The organism is Paenibacillus sp. 19GGS1-52 (genome assembly GCF_022369515.1).
GTDB lineage: Bacteria > Bacillota > Bacilli > Paenibacillales > Paenibacillaceae > Paenibacillus_AQ.
Map to the genome: position 1 here is coordinate 3,567,254 of NZ_CP059724.1, position 24,796 is coordinate 3,592,049.

Below are 24,796 nucleotides of genomic sequence, written 5' to 3' on the forward strand. Positions count from 1 at the left end.
AAGATGGGAAGGACGGATGCTTTTCCCTCGAATAAAGCATGCGTTATTGAGCTATACCACCGTGATAATTTTTGAACATGTTTTGCAGTCCCACCCTATGATTAATGTGTGTCCGCAGAACCAAAATCGTATCCTGCATGCTTTTTATCTTCTGATGGAACTTCATCTCCATAATCTGTTTCGTGACTTTCTGTAGTTCTTCTTCAAACTTTTCCTATATCTTTATCCTCATCCTGATTACCTCCAGTACTAACAGTCATGTTTATATCGCATTAAGTTATAAAGAAAGTAGAAAACGACGAGCAGGATCGCTATCCCTAAACCCAAATCATTCTTGCCACAGTATTACTTGAATTTGCCCCAAACTAAATATAAATGTTTGTTCCAAGGACTATGACGTCCCGTCTCTTGCCGCTATATCGTCCGACCAGCCGTCGTCTGTTCCTGGTGTCGCCTTCACACTCTCCTCATGCTGTTTCACGGCCAGACCACTGAGGCTGGCACTGGAAATATATGGAATATTATCAAAAGTGATTATCAAGCACCTCATGGTTTTGTTGCAAAGGATCTTTCAGAAGTTCATAGAGAATAAAGTATTAGACTGTCGCTGTTTTATTGAACTATTGTGTCCCTAGGAACACATCCGGTTGCTGTTCGCCCCTACTTGTAGAGGCCATGTTTAGGCTAGTTGAGAACTAGATCTCCGTGCGATGCTGTGGAACTCCAAGCAGATATCATAGGGTTACTACAATCAGAGAGTGTGAGAAGGATCATGAGTATCTCAAAAGGCCAAACATTCTTAAATAAAGGGGAACCTTACGGTAAACATTTCAGATTTCTTCATACATAGAAAGGGCTGGAAGAGTTATTTAATATAGTGAAGATCCTCCAATCTAAAGCTGGAGTTTCACCCACTGTCATTTTAGAATCAATCATTTTCGTTTGAACGGCGAATCAAGTTCATTTTAAATTCTTCAGAAACATTGAAACTACTCCGTTGTATCCCCACACTTAACAGTTATATTCGGGCCTGATACTGCTCCAACATAAGTTACGATGGCTGAGTGGTCTGCTGCCCCATAACTTCACTTCCAACTTTCCCCGTTCCACTGGTATAACTACCATCTGTTCTATACGCACTTGAGCTATTCATCCAATGATTATTAGTCGAACTTGTTGAATACCATGCATATGAATGACAATTATAACTAGGATTCTGTGCACTCACAACTGTTGCATTAGGAAAAAATGCTATCATTGAAGCTTGTATCGCCGAGCCCTATAGAGCTGTATACCCATGATCAGTCCAAGTCAAATCTTTAAATGTTGATATGCTAGAACCCCTAGGTGTTGCTACAGAACTGTTAGTAAAGTATGGAGAAATAACACTATTTTAACTAACAAGACTATCAGATTGGATGCAAGCTTCACTTCATCGACAAGTACTGATTTTGTATTCTTAGCATATTTAAACCGTTCGTAATTTGTCTTCGATAAAATAGCCGATTCTCCAAATTAAAAACGATTTTTAATAGATTCTCGGCCATGTTCAAGGATATTCATAAAGTCTATTGTTGTTCTAATGTGAATTAATATTGTTTAATAACAAAGTTATCCGAAAAAAATTCTTTCACAGGACGCCCTCCTCAGCTCGGAATAAGATGATTTAAATTTACGTCACGAATGAATACAAACCACACTAGAACCATCGCAAGTCCAATACAGACGCTTTCTACAAGAGTACCGCTTGATTGTTCCGGTACTTGCTTTAAACGAAACTGGAAAGGTGGCCAAGGACGTATACCATGATTCGTGATCGAGTCAGCTAGCAAATGCAGCAAGTATGACACGCCGCAGGCTAACCAAATGGCTTAACATAAGTATGGGTTAAAAAATAAAAGTAATGTCCAACCAGTGACACCATAAAAAGTATGTGTCAGACCCCGGTGAGGCACTAACGCACAGATAATAAGCAGACACCCGATAATATAATTCCAAGGTATGAGCGAATGACCGAAGAGAATAAGAGCGGCACCTGTTAGAATCATGATTACATTACGAAAAGTGCGAATTGGCATGAAAAATATAGAGGCCGCTAAAATCGCAATAACCGTATTCCACGGGGCGAATGCAGAACCAGATAAAAGACCAATTCCAATCATCAGTGCCTTAAGTAAGCGGATTAGGTCCTTTGGTATGGTTTTAGATACGAGTAAGGAGTTCGGTTCATCAATATCTGGCAGCAACGCACTGACTGCAGCTACTGCTACAACGGGTAAGGAGATCGAAAGATTTGTCATACCTAACATGGAATCCTCTATTTTGTTGGGTACATATTGCAAGTACTCGGGCCTGTTCGGATCCGGAGTATCGTCTGGACAAAAGATCATTGTTTTTTTCTCATAGTCAAAAGGACTGTCAACAATCAGTGAATTGTATTCTTTGACACCAATACGTCCAGCGAAAAAGTCAAAGGTTTTGCTTTCCTTAGTGGTAGAAGACATCGTTGCGCTGGAGAGTATAACCGGGACCTTCGCAAATAATCCTTTGGCCAAGATAACTTTTGGATAAAGGCTGTGAGCGTAGCACAGACTTCGGACATTTCAATCTTAGAATCAAGCAATTTGAATGAAATAACCTTTCCCTGTTCATCCTTCATTTCTTCTCTTATTTCTGAATAGACTTGCGATATCTGTTGTTCAAAGGTTTGACGATATTGAGCGAGAGCTAGCTGGTTAGCCTGATCGAGTTCTAAATAAGTTCTTTTTTCGAACAAGGCATCAAAAAGGCTTTCAAATCGATTAATATCCACTTTCTTTTCAAAAACCTTACAGCAGACATCATCGATCACGTGTGCTTCGTCAAAAATAACGGCGTCTAAGGTGGAAGAGAGCCGCTTCCGTTTTTTATTCTCATCTTCAGATCATTAAAGAAATAGGCGAAGTTAGTGACAATAACATGTGACGAATAAAGCTTATCTTTCAGTTCTTCCAGTTTGCAATTGTGAGGCTTTTTTATTAGCCGGACAAAAGGATGCACTGATTTTTTTCCATAAGCTATCATCAACATCGATTTAGTAAAGAGCGCAACCGCAGTTGAGACTATTACGATCTACTGTTGGTCTTTAAATGGTCAAAAACTTACGTTTTCTTATGGAGATCCCTCAATGAGCAGAATAGCAATATATAACGTGTTTTATAACACTTTTGCTTATGTACCCAGAGAAACAAGTACTATCTCTACCGCTTTTATTATCTGGGATAAAAAAGGAGTCTTCATAAACTTTTCCAGTTAATCCCCCTCAGATACATTCAAATTCTATAGATACTCCTTTGATTCCAAGAAAGTCAAAGTTATAAGCGCTTTAACTTTAAATGAAATGATTGAAATTGTAAACATTAAGAAATAGTCATAAAGTGAATAACCCCCTCCTATGAGGGGGTTATTCACTTTATGCGATGGTAATTTTCCCAACACCGCCTCCAGCAGCAGCTATCGCAGACATTAAAGTAGCTTGGTTTAAATTGCTAAGCCGAATACATCCATAAGTCGGACGCAAAGGATACCAAGAGCGCAATGACTCAGTAGCAGCATCTCCACCGTGAATCATAATCTCATCGCGACCATTATTTTGAGCAATAAGCGCATTACCACTCAATGCTTTATTAAACCAAACTCTTTTATGAGGACCAAACGAAGAATTAGGAGTTCCAGCGGCCAATTCTGTAGTTTCATACACGCCGGTAGGAACATCAGAATTTTTAAGGTTCCAGTTTGAATGGTCATAGTTATTTGCCGCATCATTACTTCCACGACCCAATGCTTCAACTGGACCAAATACGAGAACTCCACCGTTATTATACATTTTGAGCGTCCCCTTGTTATCTCTGTTAGTGGGGAAACTAGCCATAATATGATAATTCATAGTAAAACCTCCAATATATTATTTGGTTTTATTAAAGAGAAGGGTTTTACAACTTTCAATGCACCCTTTGCATCAATAATTGTAACTCTTTTATGTTCGAATTATATTATATCACGTAACGTTACGCGATAAATATATTTGCTTTTCTCTTGCATTTAATATCGTACTGCATCTCCAGATGGAGTATGGTAGATTCTTTAACAGCAGCACAAAATGCCATCCCAAGGAATGGCGTTTTGTGCTGCTGTTATTCTATACCAACGATTCTGCTGATAATCGACGTTATAAATCGAAACGTTAGCTTCATTGGTAAGTGCAATCGGCCGAAGGTCATTACCTATATTGAAAATAAGCATATGCATCAGCACACCGCTCCGTTCATAGCTACGATTCTATAGCAGCTTCATTGTTTCATCAGATCGTGAACCAATCTGGATTTATCGATATACAGTAATGGAAATGGGGCTGTCCCAAAAGCCATGGAAATGGCTAGAGGGATAGGCCCTTTGTGTGTCTAGCAAGTTATCCGTAGGAACTTGGAGCAGCGCTCCGCGAACGGACCGTTGCTCCAATCGCCGTGCTCTCCAGATGTACTGAATTATTTTCAGAGGTGTACATCTGGAGAGCAAGGCGACCGCTACCGCTTTTCCGCAATCAGTCCGTCCCCTCCGCTATTTTCGGTGGAAACCTTTCTAAAATCGTCTTCAAATATAGCAAAAAGAAACCTCTCTTTGGTAAAATGGAAGTGCGACCAACCATTTCAAAGGAGAGGTTTCTTTTGTACATTCAATATACCATGGACCCACTTTGCCTGCCAATGGATTTAGAAGACGACATTCCAGAAAATCATCTCGTTCGTGTTGTCAATACCGCCGTCAACCGGCTAGATGACGCTATCTTTGCCGCAGCATATCCCGGTGGCGGTCGGGACAGCTATCACCCCAAAATGCTAACCAAAGTCATTATTTACGCCTACACTCAGCGCATCTATTCCTCCCGTCAAATCGCCAAGGCTGTGCGAGAATATATTCCCTTCATATGGCTAGCCGGAAGGCAACGCCCGGACTTTCGCACCCTCAATCGCTTCCGTTCCCAGCGCATGAAAGAGGTCCTCGAAACCGTGTTTACCGCCGTGTTGCAGTTCTTGGCCGAGGAAAAGTACGTCTCTCTAGATTATTATTTTGTAGACGGGACCAAGATTGAAGCGAATGCCAATCGCTACACCTTTGTTTGGGGGAAAGCCGTGGTTAAGCACAAGGCCAAATTGAAAGAGAAGGTACATACCCTTTTTGCGACCATTGAGGCTGACGAACAGCGGGAAGAACAAATTCAACAAGGCAGTGACCTGGCTGAACTCGGCGAAGGAACCGAATGGACCGGTGAGAAGTTAGAAACCGCCATTCAAAAGCTGGAAGCTCGGCTCCAGGAGAAACCGAAAGATAAACCACTGAAGAAAGCGGTACGTCAGCTCCGCAAGGATCTGCTTCCGCGCCTGAGAAAGTACGAACAGTATCAGAAAACGCTGGGGAGTCGAAACAGCTTTAGCAAGACGGATTCGGACGCCACCTTTATGCGAATGAAGGAAGATCACATGCAAAATGGGCAGCTCAAACCGGGATATAATCTGCAGATTGGGACAGAAAACCAGTTTATTTTAGCCTACAGTCTCCACCAAAGGCCTACGGTACTCGGTGTCTGGAACCCCATTTCAAGAAGGTAAAACAGATGCTGGGAAGATTGCCTAAAACGCTCATCGCCGACGCAGGGTATGGAAGCGAAGAAAATTATGCTTATTTGGAAAAGAAACAAATCCAAGCCGTTGTTAAGTATAGCAGCTACCACAAAGAGAAAAGTAAAGCCTGGAGAAGTCAGGTCGGAAAGATTGAAAACTGGCGTTACAACGAGGAGCAAGATACGTGGACCTGTCAGGCTGGACAAACGCTTTGTTTTCGCTACGAGAGTAAAGAAAGAACGGAAAGTGGATACGAAATTCGTAAACGTCATTACCGAAGTGCAAGTTGTGAAAACTGTCCACTGAAATCGAGTTGTACGAAGGCCGCGGGAAACCGGGAAGTCACCGTGAGTAGGGCAGCTCTGCGTTACCGAAATCAGGCAAGGGAGCTATTGCGAAGCGAGGAAGGATATGCGCTTGCGGTTCGAAGGATGACGGAACCGGAAAGTGTGTTTGGTCAACTGAAGAACAACCGGGGATTCCGGCGTTTCCTGCTTCGAGGGTTGTCAAAAGTGACGCTCGAAGTCGGGTGGCTTTCGCTTGCCCATAACCTGCTAAAGCAGGCCGCTACAGATCAAAAACGAAAACGAGCCAGTCTCCAATAACCCGGAGACTGGCTCGTTTTTTTGCTTTTAGGGCTTTGAAGTACAAGAGCTATCTCATTCTTTAAAAATATCTACTTTTGGGACAGCCCCATTCTCTTTAAATATTCGGCTAATTTTCACTGTCAGAAGAAAATAAAATATTAGAATCAGCATGAAAAGCCTTCAACCAATTGGATTCGGAATAAAGTATTTAGGCTGCACCAGTTAGTCTCGCATCCCCAGCGGTGACCACTCATAGTCCCCGCCGTGTCTCACTATTGACCGCTCTTATATTATATTTTGACAATTACTTAAGACAAACCATTCCTGTGCTATTTTCTCGATTATATTATAATTTTTCATAAAAATACTTTATGATCCATTTTAGCGAAATTTTCTAAACGTCTATATCGATTATAATCTATTTCACAGCCAACATCATTGTGAAATTTTATCGTTATTATTTAGCATAAAACATCTCACAACTGTAACCTAAACATCTATAAAAAAACGGAACATTCTACTTCTAAAATGTGTAAAATAACTAATAAGGATGACGACAATGTGCGAACAAAGTTTCAGAATTAGCACAATAAACACTGGGGATACCCCAAATTATGATAATCTATGAAAATAAGCTTTCTAATTATCTTCATTTGTTTGTAAGAAAGCTCTTCCCTCCACGTATGAAGCAACAAATTGTAGAGGTCATAGACACAATTTACACCTCTCAAAATAGAAGTTTGCTTACCCAACATTAATGTTTTTTGCTTGAACACAACCACTTAGAAGTATATATTAATTTTCTTCAACTTTGACTCGATCTGAGAAGAAGATTACATATATTAGATTAGAGCCATGCCCTTAGACGGTTTTTCTCTCAATTTCCTATCATTCAGTGGATTCTTTTTCCTTTTTTATGCGTTCATATTCTTCTTCTATGGTTTTGGATAAAAGTTCGGTTGCCGTCATGTTAAGCTTTTTGGCAGCTTCAGCCAATTGCTTTTTAATGTAGGCTGGTACATCATAATGAAACTTCACCTTATTCCCGTATGTCAATGTTTGACCTCCTATCCTATGACTTCTTGATATTTTTTTTCAATGATCCGGATTAGTAATTGCGTAGCCGACAAGTCTTGTAAAGATGCAGCTTCAATCAGCTTTTCCTTTATCTCTGGTTGAAACTCATAAGGTAATTTGAGTTTTGGTTCTACCATTCGGCCATCTAGTGTTTTTTCAGCGTCTATGGCAAGCTCCAGTAATGTTTTAAACGAAGAAACACTAGATGCATCTCTACCATATTTTGGCAATACACGCACTAGATATTGCTTTAGTGCTTTTTGATTTTCTTCCGTTATTTCAATACTCAAGCTCTCACCTACAACTTTAAGCTCACATTCTACATTGTAGCCGAACAAGTTAATCGAGTATTTCATTTTCAACCTCCTCTAATATTTTTTTGTTATTATATAGTGACTCGTGATATCCCACAATATTCCCCCTTAATTTTGTAGCAATTACTCTCATATTATCAACACAAAACCCATCAACCCAGAAAAAAGTTAGAATTATTCAGTGAATATATTCCCGCCACAATAAGCTACGTCTGTTATAATCTTATGCTCCCAGGCATACGTGCTAATTCTTTTTTTTTGCTGTCTCGAGTCAGCCTAGGGGGCTTCAATTTCATCTTTTTCTTATCTTTTTATTCTAGTATACCGCAAAATATATATCTTTATAACATATATTAAAGGAAAAATATAGTATAGCGTTACACAACAAAATATTATATTTTTCACTACTAAGATTTTCCTTTAATGATTGCACAAAATGTCGTTTAATTTATTGGCAATGATAATTTCTATTTGCTCTATCCCTCTTCCTTTTTTCGATATATGGTAATGCATGTTCGAGTCAAAGACCCATCCATCGATCCCTTCATTTTCTAAGCATTGATAAACTGCGTCTACTTAATACATCAAAGTTTTTTGCGCACCTACTATATTCGGACTTTTCTTTATCGATTTCATTGACTCATACATGGAAAATGCTTGTACTATAGCAGCTCTGAAACTTTATGAGTAATATCTTATGTCACCCGGAACCTTGTAAAAATGACATCCTGTACTGGATCATTTTGAACATAGCACTCTGTTACTGCACTCTAATTTAATCTCATTATTCGCATTTTTTTCGGGTTCTGTTGAAATAACTAAATATCATCAATCTATTCTATTTCAAAAAAATATATCGTTGCGTTACGTTGCACATCATATGATTAGCATGTATAATATATTTATTAATGGGATTATTTTGTATTAATTTGATATAGTTCCATTAATAATGTCATCTAACTGAAACATCATTGTCTATTAGTACGTAATATAATTACTATTAAGGAATATTCCCCCTTAACATGCGAACACTCGTTTGGTATAATGAGTAAGCCAATACTTCATCTGCATTTACAAAAAGAAAAAGGGAGGATCTCTCACATGCTTATCTATGAAAACGAATTTCCTGAACTTATTAATACGGTGTCTGAGATACTATTTCCAAATGATGTGAAACTACATATTAAAGCGATCACGGAAGATTCAAGTTCTAAATTTTACTGTCGTATAGATGATGAGGCTTCAACAGTTTATGTTTATCTACTAGAACATAATCTTGAAGAACTATATACTATTTGCCATTTATTTTCTTATGACCACATAGGTTCGGATTATCTTTACCAAAGCCTACCCTTAGAACAAATAAAAGTTTTTTTACAACTTCCCTTCCCGTCTTCTATAATTTAGTTTCATTTTTTTCGATTTTGACGCGTTCGTACTCTTCTTCAATAGTTTGTGATAACAGTTCTGTTGCAGTCATATCTAGTTCATTAGCCACTTCTGCCAGTTGTTTCTTAATGTAAGCTGGCACATCATAGTGAAACTTAATTTTATTACTGTATGTCAATGTAATCCTCCTATCCAGTGACTTCATAATATTTTTTTTCAATAAGTAGAACAAGTAATTGTGTAGCAGATATCTCTTGTAAATGTGCCGCCTCAATCAGTTTCTCTTTAATTTCCGGTTGAAATTCATAAGGCAATTTTAGTTTGGGTTCCGACATTCGACCATCTAGTATTTTTTCAGCATCAATAGCAAGTTCCAATAGCAATTGTAACGATGATGCACTAGATGTTTCTCTTCCATACTTAGGCAATACGCGTAAAAGATATTGCTTAAGTACTCTTTGGTTTTCCTCCGAAATTTCAATAGTTAGTTTTTCGTTATCAACACTAATTTCACAATTCAAGTTATACCCAAATAAGCTAATAGAATATTCCATATTCCCCTCCTTATTATCTCTATTATTATATAGTGATTCGTTACGTAGTACAATATTTAATGCATTTTTTTTGTTTTTTATTTGATTCCAATACTAGTAATTCCGCAAAATCCCTCCTTATTACAATTAGCTAATATATTCTTTTTTTGGCTAACTATCCCTCCCCGACTATAAAGTAATATATTCTCCTGTTATTCGCTTATTTTTAGATTTTACTCTTTCGACCTGGAAGGATAACTCTTTATTCTTGCTTACCATTTGCATTACACAATGGAATAGTAAAATCTCTCAGCCAAGAACCTCCACGCTTGGTAATGCCCGTTCTTTCATTCACCCGAACTATCTTCTTTTAGATTCAGACCCGCCAAGCGAATGATATGTTGCCCATGTTAGTAGTGATTTAGATCCCCAACATCGGCAAGAAATCTTGCAACCGTGACTGCATCTACGCTGGGGATATTCAACATTTGCGTGGTTCCCTAGATCTCGTTCAAGTTCTCCATAAAGTTGTTTCAAACTGCATACTGAACAGATCGTATTGCTCCAGCAACCTCATAGCTCTATTCTCACTGCCCGTAGTCCTTCACACAATCCAATGGATCTTCTGATCTTTCCTGCAGTAGCGAAGAACTGCTCGACTCTCTTGATACCCACTTCATGCTTCACTTCTGTTTTTAGTACTAGAATGTCTCTGCCACCTGTAGAGACATTTTTCTTTGGGGTGGGAAATTGTAGCAACGTCATGAGCGATAATTTGCCTTCCCAGTCCTTAACACTACGGCTACTCCAGAAAATATTATCCAGCCAGTTATGCACACGCACTCGTACTTGACTGAAACTTTCCATCACTCTCTACCAAAATTCATGAGAATAGATAATCCGGAATATTCCTGCGTCGGTAATTTCGGCTCTCTATTTTCCATTTCGAATGAGATTGCGATGACATTCATACTCATTTACTTTTGTTTACATGATGTTGATTCACAATGACCACTTTGATATCTTGAAACTCCAAAAAGGTTGCTTGTTCGAACTAGTTGTGTACAAGGCTCAATTCAGTATACCTGTTATCTAATATGTAAAGCTCTTATTCATGTCGTTAGCTTTTGTTAGTTCCTCTCAATCACTATGGAACACACATTCTTAACAATGCATAATACCAGGAAATTCACAGCTCTTGCGACATGATTTTCTTTGTAATATCTGCTGATACAACATGAGTTTCTTCTGTAATCCGAATAGTTCATTGATTCTATTTTTGTTCATTTATACTTCATCCGTAAATTTTTTTTCGTATTCAGTTTGACCTTCCCAAAATAATAATTCACAGTATATTAGAGGTGTATTTTTCATTCAAAGCTTAAATTAATTCATTATAAGAATAGTTCCAGTTCTTATTTATCAATTTAATATAGCGTAACGTCACGTATTATAATATAATATATGTATTAACAGAAGAAAGGAGGATTTCCTTATGGATATGCAAACCATGATTCAACTAGTTGGGAATGTTGGATTTCCAATCGCTTTGTCTCTTATTCTTCTCCAAACAATTCTAGTTAAATTTAATAAACAAATGGACGGATTAGAGAAGCGATTACTTCAACTTGACAAGACCATGAATATGTTGGTTAGAACATTTCATCAAAACGGTTTGAATTCAACAATACAAGTAGAAAAAAAGGAAAACTAAGCGAAATAGAAAGATTGAAGGGAGCAGCTTGGCGCGGAGCTGCTCAGAATTCGGAACTACGGGCGGGGTACTCAGTCACTTTATAACTTTATTTTCTCTTGACACTAATTTTTCTTGATGGAAGAACATCTATATTGTTAAGCGTCTGCTTCACTGCTGTAGGGTAGGTTTCTCCCGAAGCGCACCTCTCCCCTTTACCGAACATGGCCAGACAAGATGTGTTTGCAAGACGAAAACTCCAGGCACGACCAGATGGGATATATCAGAACCTCCTGAAGCTGCAGGGCAGGAAAGTTTGCGAGGGATTGGCGTAAATATTCCCGTTAGTAATGCGGTGCCTTCATTCGAAAGAATATCCAGGAGTGCCAGTTAAAGAACACTGTTAAGTAAACTGCCGAAAATCCACAATAACAACAACTCGGCTCTATTGTTTTTCAATAAAGAATCGAGTAGGAGGGGGCGGCTAGCCCCCGACCTCTCACACCACCGTACGTCAGACTGTCTAACAACTGATAGCTGAGTACTCTTTAAAACGTGGATTCATGCTATTTTTCTCAAATATAGGTTATGCCTATTTAATATTAAAGGAGTTCGGTCTCTTAAGAGACGTATGAGCTCCTTCACGCCTATTATTTTGATTCTCTTTAAATTATAGACAAGACAAATCAAATTGGTCTCAGTACCTACTGATGCCAACCCTCGTGTTAAAAAGTATGTATAGCCCCAGTGACGTTTTATCGTCCCGAAAGGGTGCTCCACAATATGTCCTCTTTGCTTATAAATATTACTTTGTTTACGCGTGTTTTCGGTAATCTGTTCGATCACTTCTTCGTCACTAAGTCTGGTTACCGACCTTCCGCCTTTGGCAGAAGTACAGGACTCTTTTTGTCCGCAAAAATCGAAGGCTTCGCAAGTGTAACGCCTATACTCTTTCCCATCTTGTTTTCCATTCTATTTGAAAGCTAATTCATAACCCAACGGGCAAATATATCTATTATTTATGGAATCATATTTAAAGCTCGCTTTATCAAATCCACTTTCTATCTTTTTTTGCTTTCCTTTTTGCGGCTTGATTAAGAGTGGACCTCTGTCAACAAAGTGGACGTTCATGCGACCGATTTTCTGTTAAATTGCTCGGCAAAACGGGCAGGCGAAAGATACCCTAGTGCACTGTGGATTCGCTTGCGGTTGTAGTAAAACTCAATATATTGAAAAAGAGCCGTGTACGCCTGCTCTTTGTTTTTGAAACGCGGATTGCAGTAGATGAGTTCTTTCTTTAGAATGCTGTGCCAGGACTCAATGCAGGCGTTATCGTAGCAGTTCCCTCTGCGGCTCATGCTGGCTTCTATGTGGTAGGTCTTCAATTGGTCACGGTACTCGTGGGAGGTGTACTGGGAACCCCGGTCAGAGTGGTGCAAGAGTCCTTTACCCGGTCGTTTAGCGGTGTAGGCATCCTGCAAGGCATCCAGGACCAGACGGGTTTCCATATGGTCGTATAAACGCCATCCTACAATTTCACGCGTACACAGATCCATGACGCTCGCCAGGTACAGCCGGCCCCCACGGCATGGAATATACGTAATGTCTGTCACCCATACTGTATTGGGTGTAAGGACTTTAAACTGCTGGTTCAGGGTGTTCGGGGCAATCGGATGGTTATGGTTAGAGTTGGTGGTCTGGACACGATACGTCTTGGATACAATGGAGCGGAGCTTCATTTGCCGCATATACACACTTACGGTACGTTCCGTAATGGTAAAGCCTTCTTGGTGCAGCAGCCGGGTAATCTTGGGACTCCCATATCGCCCCTTCTGATCCTTGAAGTGATATTGAATTCGCTTCAGGATCGCTGCTTTTCGAAGCTTATACGCCGTTGAAGGGGATCCCGTCCGCCACTTATAGTATCCGCTCCTGGACACCTGTAGGATTTCGCACATCTTCTCCAAGCGGAACTCGGAGCGATGGTTCTCCATGAACTGGAATTTCAGTTCCTTGGTTTGCTGAAGATGTGCACTGCTTTTTTTACGATTGCGAGTTCTTCCTCTACATCCGAGAACTTGCTCTCTTTCTCTTGCAGCAGCCGGTTCACTTCTTTCAACTGGGCTTCGAGTTCCCGGACCCGATCCATGCTGGCTGCCGGTTCATTCTTTAATTCCCGGTATTGGCTCATCCACTGATGCAGCGTGCTTTTGGGGATATTAAGTTCTTCCGCCAAATCCGCCACCGTTTTCGTTTGCTCTTGAATGAACTGCACTGTCTGTTTTTTGAACTCTTCGTTATAGCGTTGCCGATGTTCTCCCATTGAACACACCTCCGTTAGTCTCATTATCGGCCAGTCTGTTAACGGGCGTCCACCTTTTATTCTAACTGCAAATTAGCCTATAGCTGTCGTAGAAATAAAAATACACCGTAATTACTTACTTAAGTAAGTAATTACGGTGTACAAAAAGCTAGAACGAACACAAACATTCAAGTAGCGCGAACTTCTAAGATTGAACTTTTGAAAAAACATTACTTTGTGGAATATAAAAAAATAGCTCTTGGGATAAAAACTGCTAAGAAAATAAAACCGTTAATTAGCAAAGCATATCGTCTCCGCATAAGTGCAATTTTAATTAGCAAGTGGTTCATGAAAGTCATAATAGCCATATATGCACCTAGTAACAAAACTGACACAAGAATCAGAGCAAAAAGTATGCTTTCTTCTCCGTTTTCCTGATACGCTGTTACAAATCCTAAGTAATACCCAATAAGATAAAAACATCCAAGTATCATTTGCAGCACATAATAAAAGTAATATCCCAATACCGCATTTACTAATCCACTAAAAAGAAAAAGTAATAATTTTTTCATTCGTTCCTCCTAAATAATAGAATGTTCTCTTACAAGTTTATTGTATTTTTCAAATACTTGGTAGTATTTAAACGTTTCATTTCCGTAATTTGTTGCAGCATCATTTGTACCGTTGTATCTGGAAAGCACTTTTTTTATATCTGTTTCTGTATAACCATAATAATCGGAATCAAGTTCAACTTGATTAGCTGCTCTTAACAAAACCAGCGCACAAGTTGCCAAATTAAACTCTACATTACTGTTCAATTGGGTCCAAATGTACATAACATCTTTCCAACTACTGTAATTATATGTGTTACCAGATGCAATTCCATTATTTACAGCATAATTAATCGAATCAATTGCAGTTTTCGCGAAGATTTGACCAAATCCTGTACTGGCATCCTCTCTACCTAAGATTGGATAGGTAGGCGCTGGAGTTATGGCCTTTACAGCATCCGGTAACTCTAGCCACGCTTCATACGCCTCTTTATAAGCATAATGTTCTTTTACGGCTGCATCTGCAGCAACGTCTGTTACATTCTCAAAGCTTAATTCTCTAAGTACAACACTTTGCAACATTGCCTTTCTGAAGTTGTATTTTTGACTCAATTGAGTAATTAATTCATCATATTGAAAGATTACATTAACGGCGGTCTGAGGCGATCTTAGTGTAATGAGTTCCTGGGCGAAACTAAGATGATCTGAAACAATTGGGACAACTTCATTTGAAATAGCATCAGTGTAATCACTAAGCAAATAGTTATCGTCCAAGGGATTAAGAATAGCTACGCTACTAACACCCATGTCCAGACCAGATTGAATATTATTATCAATTTCAATGGCGCCATCCCCAGCACCGATGCTTATCGTGGAAATCTGGTCAAAAGCCCAATTATTGGGTAGAGGGTAACCCAAATTCCCACTAAATTTTGTAGACATGTCACTCACAAAGCTCGTAACGGCATATCTCTCTTTAAATACACGGCTACAAACGTTTCTCGGGCCATAAATACCAATTCGGTATTTCCCCCCAGGGATTGCATCTTGTTGTAAACAGCACGAAAATACGGGATGATGTTTGTTGTGACTTGTCCATCCACTGCATCAAAATCAACTGCAAAGTAAATGATAGTACCTACATTAAAACCATAACCTGTAGCGGCGGCATGGGCATCACGCGCATCCGAGGCACCTTGAGCTTCATTAAAATGTTCAATTCCATCGCCGGATCGTTGATAAATAGGAAATACAGTGAGGCCTGCACCAAAGATCGCATCTAACTCGCCCTGCTTGATTCTTTTCCAATCGCGCACAAGATAGCGACCAACAGTTTTGTAACCATTTTGTTTTAAAGTTTGTGCTTTTAAAGTTGTAATGGTAGTTACACAATCACAGGCCGTTCCTTTACGATTTTTATCACCGGTACTTACCAGCAGAGATGACCAAACCTGCTTACCTGCAATTCCATCTACCGCAAGCTTAACAAATGTTTGAAAAGCGCTGACTGCATTTTTAACTCCATTTCCATATTTACCATCAAATCCGTTAGGGTCAAATCCATTTACGTACAAGGAAAACTGAAGCAGTAAGATGAATGCTGTTTGCGTGTTTCCTGAAGAGAGTGTTGGCAAGAGAGAAATCGTGGTTGGTCCAAGTACACCATCGGCTACAGTTTGACCTTCTTCAATCTGAAGAGCTTGCACAATAGCTTTATTAGTGTCTTTTGTATAATTCCCATCCGTCGGAACCAAGCCAATAGTGTTTGAATACTTATTATTTAAAGTTTGCTGAATTTGATGGACTTTTGTGTCCTTGATTCTCAAGTCGCCTACTCCCAAGTAAGCATCCATATTTAACAAAGCTTTAAATACCATCGGGGTAGTAATACCACTAGGGTTTGGCAGACCAGCATTCGCTTTAAATTTGGTAATTGCGGCAGCGACACCACTTCCATACGCACCATCAAATCCATTAGGGTTAAACCCTTTGCAATATAATGCACTTTGTAAAATAAAATTCAAATTGCTTGTCAATGTGCTTGTGTACAATGTAGGGCAGACTGCCAATGTTCCTGGACCAAAATCACCATCGGGAGTTAAACCAATCTCAATTTGTAAAGCTTGAATGAGCTTTCTTACAGTCGCCCAGCCTGTAATCCCATCTTCATCAAGGATGGGAAGTTCATAATGTCTTTGGTATGTTACGTTCAACCATATTTGTACTTCTCTTACCATTGCATCCATTTTAATTCCTCCTCATAATGTCTATTTTCTGAGCTTTAGCCACATTAGATTTTTCCATTAACATAAATGTCTTAATTATTCTAGTTTATAGAATTCTTGAAATTGCTCAGATATTTAGCCAATGAAGTGTATCTGGCACCTCATTAGTAAAAACAAATCAAGCCTCTATACATATAATAATATATAACGTATCGTTACGCAATATAATTAAAGAAATTTCTTTTTTTTATTCTTCTATCCTAAAGGGAAGATCTTCAATGTAAGAGAGCAAATTATTTGATACACCAAATACAAGACTTATAACCATAATAAAGTAAAGCAACCGTTCACATGGCTCCCTCTGGGTAAAAGGGCCACTTATGTGATGACCCACCGCCCCCATACTCCACATCTGCACTTTCATTCATCCTTGCGGGGTTTTAGCTTGGACTTTTCTATTAACATCGAAGTCGTAGGTTCCCACGTTCTGAACACAAAACTGTGCTACGTTCACGACACCTTCATGCCGACCACCATCTGGACAGTAAACATGTGTTCTCCAAACTAATCCCAAGATAACAACTCCCTGACATCACTACGCTTTCGACACTTTATCAGCCATTGGTTTGTGTTCGTCTCCGTAGCACTCACCACCTGACAAAGTCTTGCTATGCCTTCTCTTTTACGCTCACCACCACGACTTTTGTTCGCAGCGGCTTAAGCCTCCGCCTGCATAGCGGATCCTAAGGGCTTACCTTCATCTTTTGTTCAGCATTGCTTTTGTACTTAACTACACGCAGCATATTCGTGGCGCGCAATTGTCAGCGAAGCGCGCCAGTCTGCACCCTCTGTCCGTCATTTCATAATCGAATCGATTCAGTACATGTTTGTCATAAAGTAAACATGCGCAGAACTGCAGCAGCATCATGCCATGCCGTCGACGCCGTATTCTTTAACCAAATTGATTAAGAGCTCCTATTATATTTAGGTCTGTAATATAGAATGGCGGAACTTTCGTATTTTCTTAATGCTGCGTTTAGTAGAAACTGATATAAAGTTATATCATCGTCTGATATGTCCAACTCCCACTAGGGAAACTCTATAATGTGAACCCTTGAATCAGGATGTTTTTTAAGGATATTGGGGAGTTGATGGTGGTTACTTTCAATTATTGAAATGCGTCTGTCTATCTTAAGTGACATTCCTACATATAGAACATTTGCATTTTCAAAAATGATATATAAACCAGTAACATCGTAATCAATACGTTCAAGACAATTTTTAAGAGGAAAGCTATTCCTAAACAGACTCGAGGGAAAGGAATACAATACCCTTGCATTATATAACCACTCCTAACTTATAGGTATACTCCTGGAGTAAAGATAATGAGTAACTACTAACTAAACATCACATTAAGGCTAGATTAATTCCGACTTATATTATCCTAAAAAAATATTTTTTGAAATACAGCTCCTGAAATGGTCATAGATTTCACTAAGTAAATTAATCAATTCCAAAAGTTTCTGGTATCGGAAAAGGAGATATTGCTAAATCCAGTTGCTCATTTTTTTCTATAACGATCCCCCATTTAATAAACAACGCCAGCATATCTTCAACATTCTCGGGATACTGGTAACCTGCGTTCTCAAGAGAGAGTCTTATCTCAGTTTCACGTTGGCGATTTTCCCAAAAATCGAGCTGTTCATTTTTATCTTTAAATTTATGACGCGGGACAAAAAAATTAAAACGTGTGTCATCGGAGTAATGTTCATATAAGTAGCGAATTATATCGTTCTTTTGCATTCTCTTAGAAATAGTTAATGCTAGGCCCATTAACACAGGTGTTGCTATTGCAGGAGCTTTTACAAGCCAGCCATTGTCTACAAAGCCATTCGGTAGTATAGTATAACCACTCTCAATTTTACTGTCCTCAATTAAACCAAGTAAGGTTTCCATAGCTTAATAATCCCTCCTCATCAATAGTTGATACAAATTTCACTAGTGAAATCCTTGTACTGTTAAATCAAGTTTAATTCTAGTTACGTCTAGGAATTTCAAAAAAACAGATGAGGAAGTTCTTCGTTTTTCTTTATAAGATCTAGGATCTTATCATAAATATTAAGAATACTCTCAGCCGACATCAAAAATAAATGAACAGACCAATAATTCTCCGCCTGAATATTTCCTGGTTTATGATAATGAACGATTCTTGACTCAAGATCTATTTCACTTGCCATAAACAAACCAAAGCAATTGGGATGACAGAATTCAGATAAATGATCATACGAAGTCCTGAACATCTTCTCCTTGATTCCACTTAATTTCCTGAAGTAATCATCAATGGCATCAATAAGATCCATAACACCTATGGGATCTGGCATGTCTACATGTTCTTTCACACGGGCACCGAGAGAAAGAACATGTAAATCTCTATCCAATGTATCATAATCAATATTCCCTTTATAAAAACTTACAAGTCGTTTATACAGAAAAGCAATAGTACCAGTGATTTCAAAATGTGAGCGGACTCCAAGGATAGCCAAGAGTATGTTGTTATTGTTTAATGATAACTATTTGAAGTGGGAAGGGGAAGTTCTAGGGGTCACGGGGTCTATTTTGCGAAGCTAGTATTTAAATTGTTGTGGCGTGACCCCGTGGCTGTGGCACCAGACGAACATGGTTTGTCTGGTGGTCCAATATTCGATAGTCCGCGTTGGTTCAGTCCATTCCTTCTGGTGTTGCTGTGATTTCGTCATCTGGCAGTCCTACTTGATTTAAGGTATGCCTATGATCTCATGATTGACGTATGGTGGTTTAGAGGCTTATTTAGGAAGAGGCATTAAATGAAGATCAGAAGGATAAGAGTAGTCTATTGGTAGGTGCCTGAAAAGACCATTCTATTATTTTCTTAATCTTAGATGCTCGGTAAGCATGAAGAAGAGGCGATGTGGAAGATCGGCCTAACCGAGAAGACGAGGGATGTAACCTGAAACCAAGATTTTAATGATCTATCATTATCATAATTTAGCTATCTACGAACTTGAAATAAAGCAGAGTTAGTTTGTACACCCACATTTGATACCTAAATTACAAAGAACAGGCACCTTAGGCTCAATATTTCAAGCAAAAGAGCCTGCCTATTTTATTCGCGACTTTTTCAATAACCTTCTAAAAGGCGGGGAATCTGCTTCATTTCATTACCATAATCAGTAGTCATTATGTTGACAACTAAGGGTTAACATGATCTGTTGTGCTGCCTCTTGTACCACCCGAATTATAAGTATCTCCACGTGGAGCTGCTACATTGATTTTTGTACCATCCGAATTATAAGTATCTCGACGTGGAGCTGGTACTTTGATTTCTGTACCATCCGAATTAAAAATATCATCATGTGGAGCTGCTAGATTGATTTTTGTACCATCCGAATTATAAGTATCTCCACGTGGAGCTGGTACTTTGATTTCTGTACCATCCGAATTAAAAATATCATCATGTGAAGTTGGTACATTAATTTTTGTGCCATCCGAATTAAAAGTAGCTCCACGTAGAGTCGATACATTAATTTCTGTAACATCCGGATTAAAAGTATCCCCAGGTATAGTTGGTATATTGATTTTTGTACCATCCGAATTATAAGTATCTCCACGTATGATTGGTGTATTTATTTTGGCACCATCCGAATTGAAAATACCATGACCCTCATAGTTTAATTTTTGCAAACCATTACTAACGAATGGTTCTCTAACAGCAAAAATTAAAACTAAACCAACAGCAATACCAGAAGATAATATATATTTCTTCATCACATAAACACCTCCATATTCAATAATTCTAAATCTAAATGTAAAATAAAACAACTTTTACAAATATATATATCGAAACGTGGTAGTACTTTGTTGAATTAGTGATAGGAGAAGACTCTAATGAGTTCCCTAGATTTACTCAGAGCTTAACTGAAGACAGGGTAAGGAACTCACCCAATTGGCTAAAATGATCATAGAACTATCTAGAGTTTTAGACACCTTTCGTGGATAATGAAGATTGATGCCTTTATTTATTAGTGGGCTATTTGCTATAGGTAGGCTATGTGTGGGTGTATTTAATCACATATAGAAAAATAAAAATTGAGGAAGGACATAGTCCCTTACAAAATCCTCAGTTTTAAGGAAATGAGGACGCTAAGAGGGTAAATATAATTGAAATAGAAAAAAGCAGCCTATACACTCGTCAGAGGATGGGCTGCTTTGCTCAATTAGCTGAACCATTCATTTTTCATTTAAAACAAATGCCGTGAAATCCATTAATTCGTAAGATAAATTGGACTTGAGTTAGCAACTAATAGGGTACGGTTACTGGCATCAGCCCAGGTTACCCTCACATGGTAGGTGCCACGCATATCCGTCGGCAAAATCTGAATAGGATTTGTGAATGTGGTTCTTCCCTTCATTCCCGTAACTGTATTAATAACCAGCGTATAATCCTGAGCATCATAGATAAGTGACACATAAGCATGGTCAAAATTATTTGGATCGTAAGGAACGCTGTTAGCCGAAATATCGATGCTTCTCGCATTCGGACCATAGTATACAGAATCAGTTTGAACATAAGCCATATTAATCAATCTCCCTTAAATTTTTTTTACAGCATGTGTCGGGGAAAACATCAAATTAGGAAATTCCCTGTTCCAACTTAATGAGACCAGCTGCTTACTTATATAATATAATATAACGTAACGTAACGCAACATACTTTTTGTTTTTTTTTAAAATTTATCACCCATACACTTTGGGGATAAGCTCGAGAGTTGCTATCTATCCGAACCGCCAATGTACTTGAAATCAATTCAGTAAAAAACGAGCTACATATATGTGGCTCGTTTTTTACTGACCTATTCTATTCGTAGAGACTATTAAGTGCAGAACCAAGAGCTACGTTTTGTCCTGGTTCCGTTTGCGACCTGTTGTCCATTTTGGTAAGTACCGACACTGAAAACATTATGGATACCGCTTCAAGATTGGATGCACGTACCGGGAAATGAAACAGGTCATTGGTACTTTTTCGGGGAAACCTGGTACGCGAAGCTGCTTCCCGGATCATCTCGTTCATCTGTATCCAGAAGCGACCTGGAATTCGTAGTATACAGCTTCTGGAGCTCACCCCCGATCTCCCAGAAGCGTACCGATGAAGTAACACAACAACGTGGGTCACACACCTGCGAGTGCTTCTTGGGGATCTACCTCAGTGTAACGTGGGTTAGCCAAAAAAATGGATCACACAGCTACTTCTGTACCCGTCGGATACCCGTTAGCATGCGGTGAGTTGACCGACAAACCCGGATTCAGCTGCGGCTGGCACTACTGAGGGTCTGATGGCTATTAAGAGAAAATACATAATAGACTGGAAACGTTCGTTGATTTCCCAGAAATAGCGGAACTAAAATCGTCATATCAACAAAATGAAGTTATACGCTGAATCAAAAAAAGATACGGGAGGCTGTGACATGAAAAAAAATAAAATCTAGACTCTCCAGTGGCTGGAAGAGCGTTCAGTTACAATGCCGGTTTCACTTACCGCCATTCTTAGAAAAAACGGCATTCTGCCGCTTTTGGAGTTTCAGGAACGATGAGCTACTTTTTGACTAACCCTTTGACATACCATTTTCCAAGTAGCAATATTGCAATCGAGTAGGAGGGGGCGGTGAACCCCCGACCTCTCACACCACCGTACATACCGTTCGGTATACGGCGGTTCATGAAATATTCCGTATGGAGTTGTATCTGTCCAACAAGCTCTTAAGTCCATTGCATTCCCAGTATTGGTTATTCAATGCTCGCGACAAAATTGGACTCCCTGCAATTCGCCAGTACCCTTTACGGGTATTCCCCCACTCGTAGGCTTTATTCTTAGGCATGCCTAGGGATAAAAGCCTTTTAACTTTGGTTCGCGGGTTCTTCCATTGCTTCCATAGGCACATTCTTAGCCTTCTTCGAATCCACGCGTCCATCCTTTGAAAGATACTTGGCGTATCCCCAAGCGAGAAGTACCCGCACCATCCCATAAGATAGTGGTTTAGTTCCTTCATTCGCTCTTCCATTTTCATTGATTTCTTTCAGGAGGTTATCTCTCGAATTCTGACCTTCGCTTTCTGTAAGGACTGCTTTGCAATTCTCACTTTCGGCTCTTTGTCTATGCTAAAACTAAACCCTAGAAACTTCCGTTTCCATGGATGGTCTACTGCGCTCTTCGCTTGGTTGACCTTGAGTTTTAGCCTCGTCTCGATGAATCGGGTGACGGATGCCTTGACTCGTTCACCTGCTCTTGGCGTTTTCACGTAGATATTACAGTCGTCCGCATAGCGGACGAAGCGGTGTCCACGTTTCTCTAGTTCCTTGTCCAATTCGTCCAAGACGATGTTGGATAGTAACGGACTCAGAGGACCGCCTTGTGGCGCGCCTTCCGTAGTCGGCTTTACTAACCCGTTTTCCATCACGCCCGACTGAAGGTATTTACGAATCAGCAGAAGAACTTTCTTGTCCTTCACTTTCTCCGCAATCTTCATCATTAGACGGTCATGGTTGACGCGGTCAAAGAATTTCTCCAAGTCCAGATCGACTACGAATCGATAGCCTTCTTTCATGAATTCTCTAGCTCTCCTCACCGCATCATGTCCCCGCCTTTGGGGGCGAAATCCATAACTATGCTCGGAAAAGGGTGGATCGAACAATGGGGTTAACACCTGGGCGATCGCTTGTTGAAGCATTCGGTCTGTCACCGTAGGGATGCCTAACTTCCTGACACCTCCGCCATTCGGTTTCGGGATTTCGACCCGACGTACGGGGCTCGGCTCATAGGTTCCCTCTTCTATCGCTTGCCGTATCTTCTGCCAGTTTTGTACGATTTGTTCGCGTAAGGATTTTACGGACATCCCATCTACGCCATGGCTTCCTTTATTCGATTCGACTCGTTTTAACGCTTGTAGAAGATTTTCCCGTGACAGCAACGGCTCCAAGATTTTTTTTACCTCTCTTTACGTGATTTGTGCCTTCTTCTTGTGCCAAAGATGAATTCTGCCCTGCCGAAGCTCCACACGGGATTCACCGCTTCCTTCTTCAGTCAGGTCCTTTCGGATTTTCTGCTGTCATTACTCATCTTGAACGCCTAGATGCACAAATGCCTATTTCATGTTCAGCCCTTCCGCTCGTGTTGCAACACGAAAGCGTACTATGGCGTCTGCTGACTTCTGTACGTTCAGCCTGTCCTCACGGCCAGGGTTACGAAATATCTTCGCCTTCCGTACAGATCTCCCCAGGTAAGAACGCTATCTTCCTCTCCATCTATCTGCTTCATTTACTCTCGCACGTCTTTGGCAGTATGGACTTTGGCTTGTTTAGCAACCTCATCCAACGTATGCTAGCCTTATATGAAGTTCGTGTTCCTCAGACCGGAGATTTGCCGCAGGCTTCCTTCAGATTCCACCTCGCGGAGGACACCCTTGCCTTAAGCTAATGGCTACTACTGCCTTCGCCATTCGGGACTTTAACCCTAGAGATAGCGCCCATGCTGGGCGCACTAAAAAAAGATCCTGAAGTAATTTCCTCCAGGATCTTTTGAAACATGTTGAATCGCTTAACACAATTAAATTTGATTAGGCTCACACTTTCGAACTTGCCGGAAGTACAGTCATTGAATAATCCAATGGCGATCCTTGGTGCTGGCGATTGGAAGGGTTCTTCTCAGTGGAGCTTGGTGGTGTCGAGTTGGAACTATTTACAGCCACCCACGTATTGCTAGTGTTTTTGTGCATCAAACCACTAGCAACTAATTGGTTATGAAGTACACCTCATGCAGGTAGCGTATTAGGTACTTGTGATGCATCCTCATAGGTTAAATGATTAGCTGCGTTAATTAGGCGTGCTTCCGTAAGAGAATCTGTTGACCCAAAGTCCCGTACAAAAGTTCTCACTTCGGTAGAATTAACATAGAATCTCAATCTCCGTTTGGTGTAGCCTGATTGCACAACGTCATCCATGGTAAGTTTAAGATTCACAGTATCACCACTGTGAAATTGCCCCCAGTCTCCATCCTTTTGGATTCCTCCATAGTAGAGTTACTAGTCGCACAAGTCCAGTGCCATTGATCAAGTTTATAATGGTTAATATCTGTTGAGAGTATAATTTTAGCCAATACGTCACTTTCATGTGATTAACATCGTTGCTCCGGCACGTTGATGTTCATCTGGCTGCTTCTCCTTGATTCTAACAATAGAAGCTGTTGTATTTAAGTTAAGTGCAACTGTCTTTATCAATGAAATTGCTGCAAAGGTCAATAAATTAGCTTACGGTACTGATTCGATGCCAACTTCATCAATATTTGCTGAATCCAAGTTTGATTAGATATTCATCAAATCGGCAATAGTACCATGTTCTTGTCCATTTTCGGCAATGGATACATGTACTTGTCCTTTGCTC

Annotated in this window: 21 protein-coding genes and 3 pseudogenes; 4 read left to right on the forward strand and 20 right to left on the reverse strand. The window is 39.8% G+C overall.

Annotation, left to right across the window (positions count from 1 at the left end):
* Window positions 1-391: 391 nt before the first annotated feature.
* The 4 genes from H1230_RS16710 to H1230_RS31410 form a co-directional block, all read right to left on the reverse strand.
* On the reverse strand, window positions 392-541 hold the full coding sequence (locus H1230_RS16710) for a hypothetical protein (RefSeq protein ID WP_239710819.1): 150 nt from the start codon (window positions 539-541) through the stop codon (window positions 392-394).
* A 1,330-nt stretch (window positions 542-1,871) separates the two neighbouring features.
* Complete coding sequence (locus H1230_RS16715; protein ID WP_239710820.1) at window positions 1,872-2,555, reverse strand: metal-dependent hydrolase; 684 nt, start codon at window positions 2,553-2,555, stop codon at window positions 1,872-1,874.
* An 896-nt stretch (window positions 2,556-3,451) separates the two neighbouring features.
* Window positions 3,452-3,925, reverse strand: a complete 474-nt coding sequence (locus H1230_RS16720) for a L,D-transpeptidase family protein (protein WP_239710822.1) — start codon at window positions 3,923-3,925, stop codon at window positions 3,452-3,454.
* Between the two features lie 522 nt (window positions 3,926-4,447).
* On the reverse strand, window positions 4,448-4,579 hold the full coding sequence (locus tag H1230_RS31410) for a hypothetical protein (protein WP_275590890.1): 132 nt from the start codon (window positions 4,577-4,579) through the stop codon (window positions 4,448-4,450).
* Between the two features lie 124 nt (window positions 4,580-4,703).
* On the opposite strand from H1230_RS31410, the pseudogene H1230_RS16725 reads away from it, so the two are divergent.
* Window positions 4,704-6,262 (forward strand): annotated as a pseudogene (locus tag H1230_RS16725) (IS1182 family transposase).
* Between the two features lie 870 nt (window positions 6,263-7,132).
* On the opposite strand, the gene H1230_RS16730 reads toward H1230_RS16725, so the two are convergent.
* Both H1230_RS16730 and H1230_RS16735 read right to left on the reverse strand, forming a co-directional pair.
* Window positions 7,133-7,300 (reverse strand): hypothetical protein, encoded by a 168-nt coding sequence (locus tag H1230_RS16730; protein ID WP_239710824.1) that lies wholly within the window; start codon window positions 7,298-7,300, stop codon window positions 7,133-7,135.
* Window positions 7,301-7,311: 11 nt separating this feature from the next.
* A complete protein-coding gene (locus tag H1230_RS16735) occupies window positions 7,312-7,677 on the reverse strand; it encodes a hypothetical protein (RefSeq protein ID WP_239710826.1) in 366 nt (121 codons plus the stop codon).
* 1,059 nt (window positions 7,678-8,736) lie between these two features.
* On the opposite strand from H1230_RS16735, the gene H1230_RS16740 reads away from it, so the two are divergent.
* Window positions 8,737-9,042, forward strand: coding sequence for a hypothetical protein (locus H1230_RS16740; RefSeq protein ID WP_239710828.1), 306 nt, complete (start codon window positions 8,737-8,739; stop codon window positions 9,040-9,042).
* Here the strand turns inward: H1230_RS16740 and H1230_RS16745 are convergent.
* The 3 genes from H1230_RS16745 to H1230_RS16755 form a co-directional block, all read right to left on the reverse strand.
* A complete protein-coding gene (locus H1230_RS16745) occupies window positions 9,032-9,202 on the reverse strand; it encodes a hypothetical protein (RefSeq protein WP_239710831.1) in 171 nt (56 codons plus the stop codon). The two genes, H1230_RS16740 and H1230_RS16745, sit on opposite strands and share 11 nt — an antisense overlap.
* A 10-nt stretch (window positions 9,203-9,212) precedes the next feature.
* On the reverse strand, window positions 9,213-9,578 hold the full coding sequence (locus H1230_RS16750) for a hypothetical protein (RefSeq protein WP_239710833.1): 366 nt from the start codon (window positions 9,576-9,578) through the stop codon (window positions 9,213-9,215).
* A gap of 552 nt (window positions 9,579-10,130) precedes the next feature.
* Window positions 10,131-10,424, reverse strand: a complete 294-nt coding sequence (locus H1230_RS16755) for a hypothetical protein (protein WP_239710835.1) — start codon at window positions 10,422-10,424, stop codon at window positions 10,131-10,133.
* A gap of 628 nt (window positions 10,425-11,052) precedes the next feature.
* Here H1230_RS16755 and H1230_RS16760 point away from each other — a divergent pair.
* On the forward strand, window positions 11,053-11,271 hold the full coding sequence (locus H1230_RS16760) for a YvrJ family protein (protein ID WP_239710838.1): 219 nt from the start codon (window positions 11,053-11,055) through the stop codon (window positions 11,269-11,271).
* A gap of 540 nt (window positions 11,272-11,811) precedes the next feature.
* Here H1230_RS16760 and H1230_RS16765 read toward each other — a convergent pair.
* The 11 genes and pseudogenes from H1230_RS16765 to ltrA all read right to left on the reverse strand — a co-directional run.
* Window positions 11,812-12,198, reverse strand: a pseudogene (locus H1230_RS16765) (transposase); the annotation flags it as partial.
* A 179-nt stretch (window positions 12,199-12,377) separates the two neighbouring features.
* Window positions 12,378-13,244: an IS3 family transposase gene (locus H1230_RS16770; RefSeq protein ID WP_239710840.1), complete on the reverse strand. Its 867-nt coding sequence runs from the start codon at window positions 13,242-13,244 to the stop codon at window positions 12,378-12,380.
* A gap of 11 nt (window positions 13,245-13,255) precedes the next feature.
* A complete protein-coding gene (locus tag H1230_RS16775) occupies window positions 13,256-13,573 on the reverse strand; it encodes a transposase (RefSeq protein ID WP_239710842.1) in 318 nt (105 codons plus the stop codon).
* A 209-nt stretch (window positions 13,574-13,782) separates the two neighbouring features.
* Window positions 13,783-14,124 carry a hypothetical protein gene (locus tag H1230_RS16780; protein WP_239710845.1) on the reverse strand — a complete coding sequence of 114 codons (342 nt, stop codon included), beginning with the start codon at window positions 14,122-14,124 and terminating at the stop codon, window positions 13,783-13,785.
* A gap of 9 nt (window positions 14,125-14,133) precedes the next feature.
* A complete protein-coding gene (locus H1230_RS16785) occupies window positions 14,134-15,144 on the reverse strand; it encodes a glycoside hydrolase domain-containing protein (RefSeq protein WP_345773437.1) in 1,011 nt (336 codons plus the stop codon).
* The gene (locus tag H1230_RS16790) at window positions 15,051-16,349 is read right to left on the reverse strand and encodes a peptidoglycan-binding protein (RefSeq protein WP_239710848.1); all 1,299 of its coding nucleotides are present in this window, start codon (window positions 16,347-16,349) and stop codon (window positions 15,051-15,053) included. Before H1230_RS16790 ends, H1230_RS16785 begins: the two co-directional genes overlap by 94 nt.
* 1,482 nt (window positions 16,350-17,831) lie before the next feature.
* Window positions 17,832-18,284, reverse strand: coding sequence for a DUF6042 family protein (locus H1230_RS16795; protein WP_239710850.1), 453 nt, complete (start codon window positions 18,282-18,284; stop codon window positions 17,832-17,834).
* Between the two features lie 98 nt (window positions 18,285-18,382).
* A complete protein-coding gene (locus tag H1230_RS16800; protein WP_239710853.1) occupies window positions 18,383-18,871 on the reverse strand; it encodes a hypothetical protein in 489 nt (162 codons plus the stop codon).
* Between the two features lie 685 nt (window positions 18,872-19,556).
* Complete coding sequence (locus H1230_RS16805; protein ID WP_239710856.1) at window positions 19,557-20,135, reverse strand: hypothetical protein; 579 nt, start codon at window positions 20,133-20,135, stop codon at window positions 19,557-19,559.
* A 494-nt stretch (window positions 20,136-20,629) separates the two neighbouring features.
* Window positions 20,630-20,941, reverse strand: coding sequence for a hypothetical protein (locus H1230_RS16810; RefSeq protein WP_239710859.1), 312 nt, complete (start codon window positions 20,939-20,941; stop codon window positions 20,630-20,632).
* Between the two features lie 1,136 nt (window positions 20,942-22,077).
* Window positions 22,078-23,340 (reverse strand): annotated as a pseudogene (gene ltrA / locus H1230_RS16815) (group II intron reverse transcriptase/maturase).
* A 158-nt stretch (window positions 23,341-23,498) separates the two neighbouring features.
* Here ltrA and H1230_RS16820 point away from each other — a divergent pair.
* The gene (locus tag H1230_RS16820) at window positions 23,499-23,834 is read left to right on the forward strand and encodes a hypothetical protein (RefSeq protein WP_239710861.1); all 336 of its coding nucleotides are present in this window, start codon (window positions 23,499-23,501) and stop codon (window positions 23,832-23,834) included.
* Window positions 23,835-24,796 lie beyond the last annotated feature (962 nt).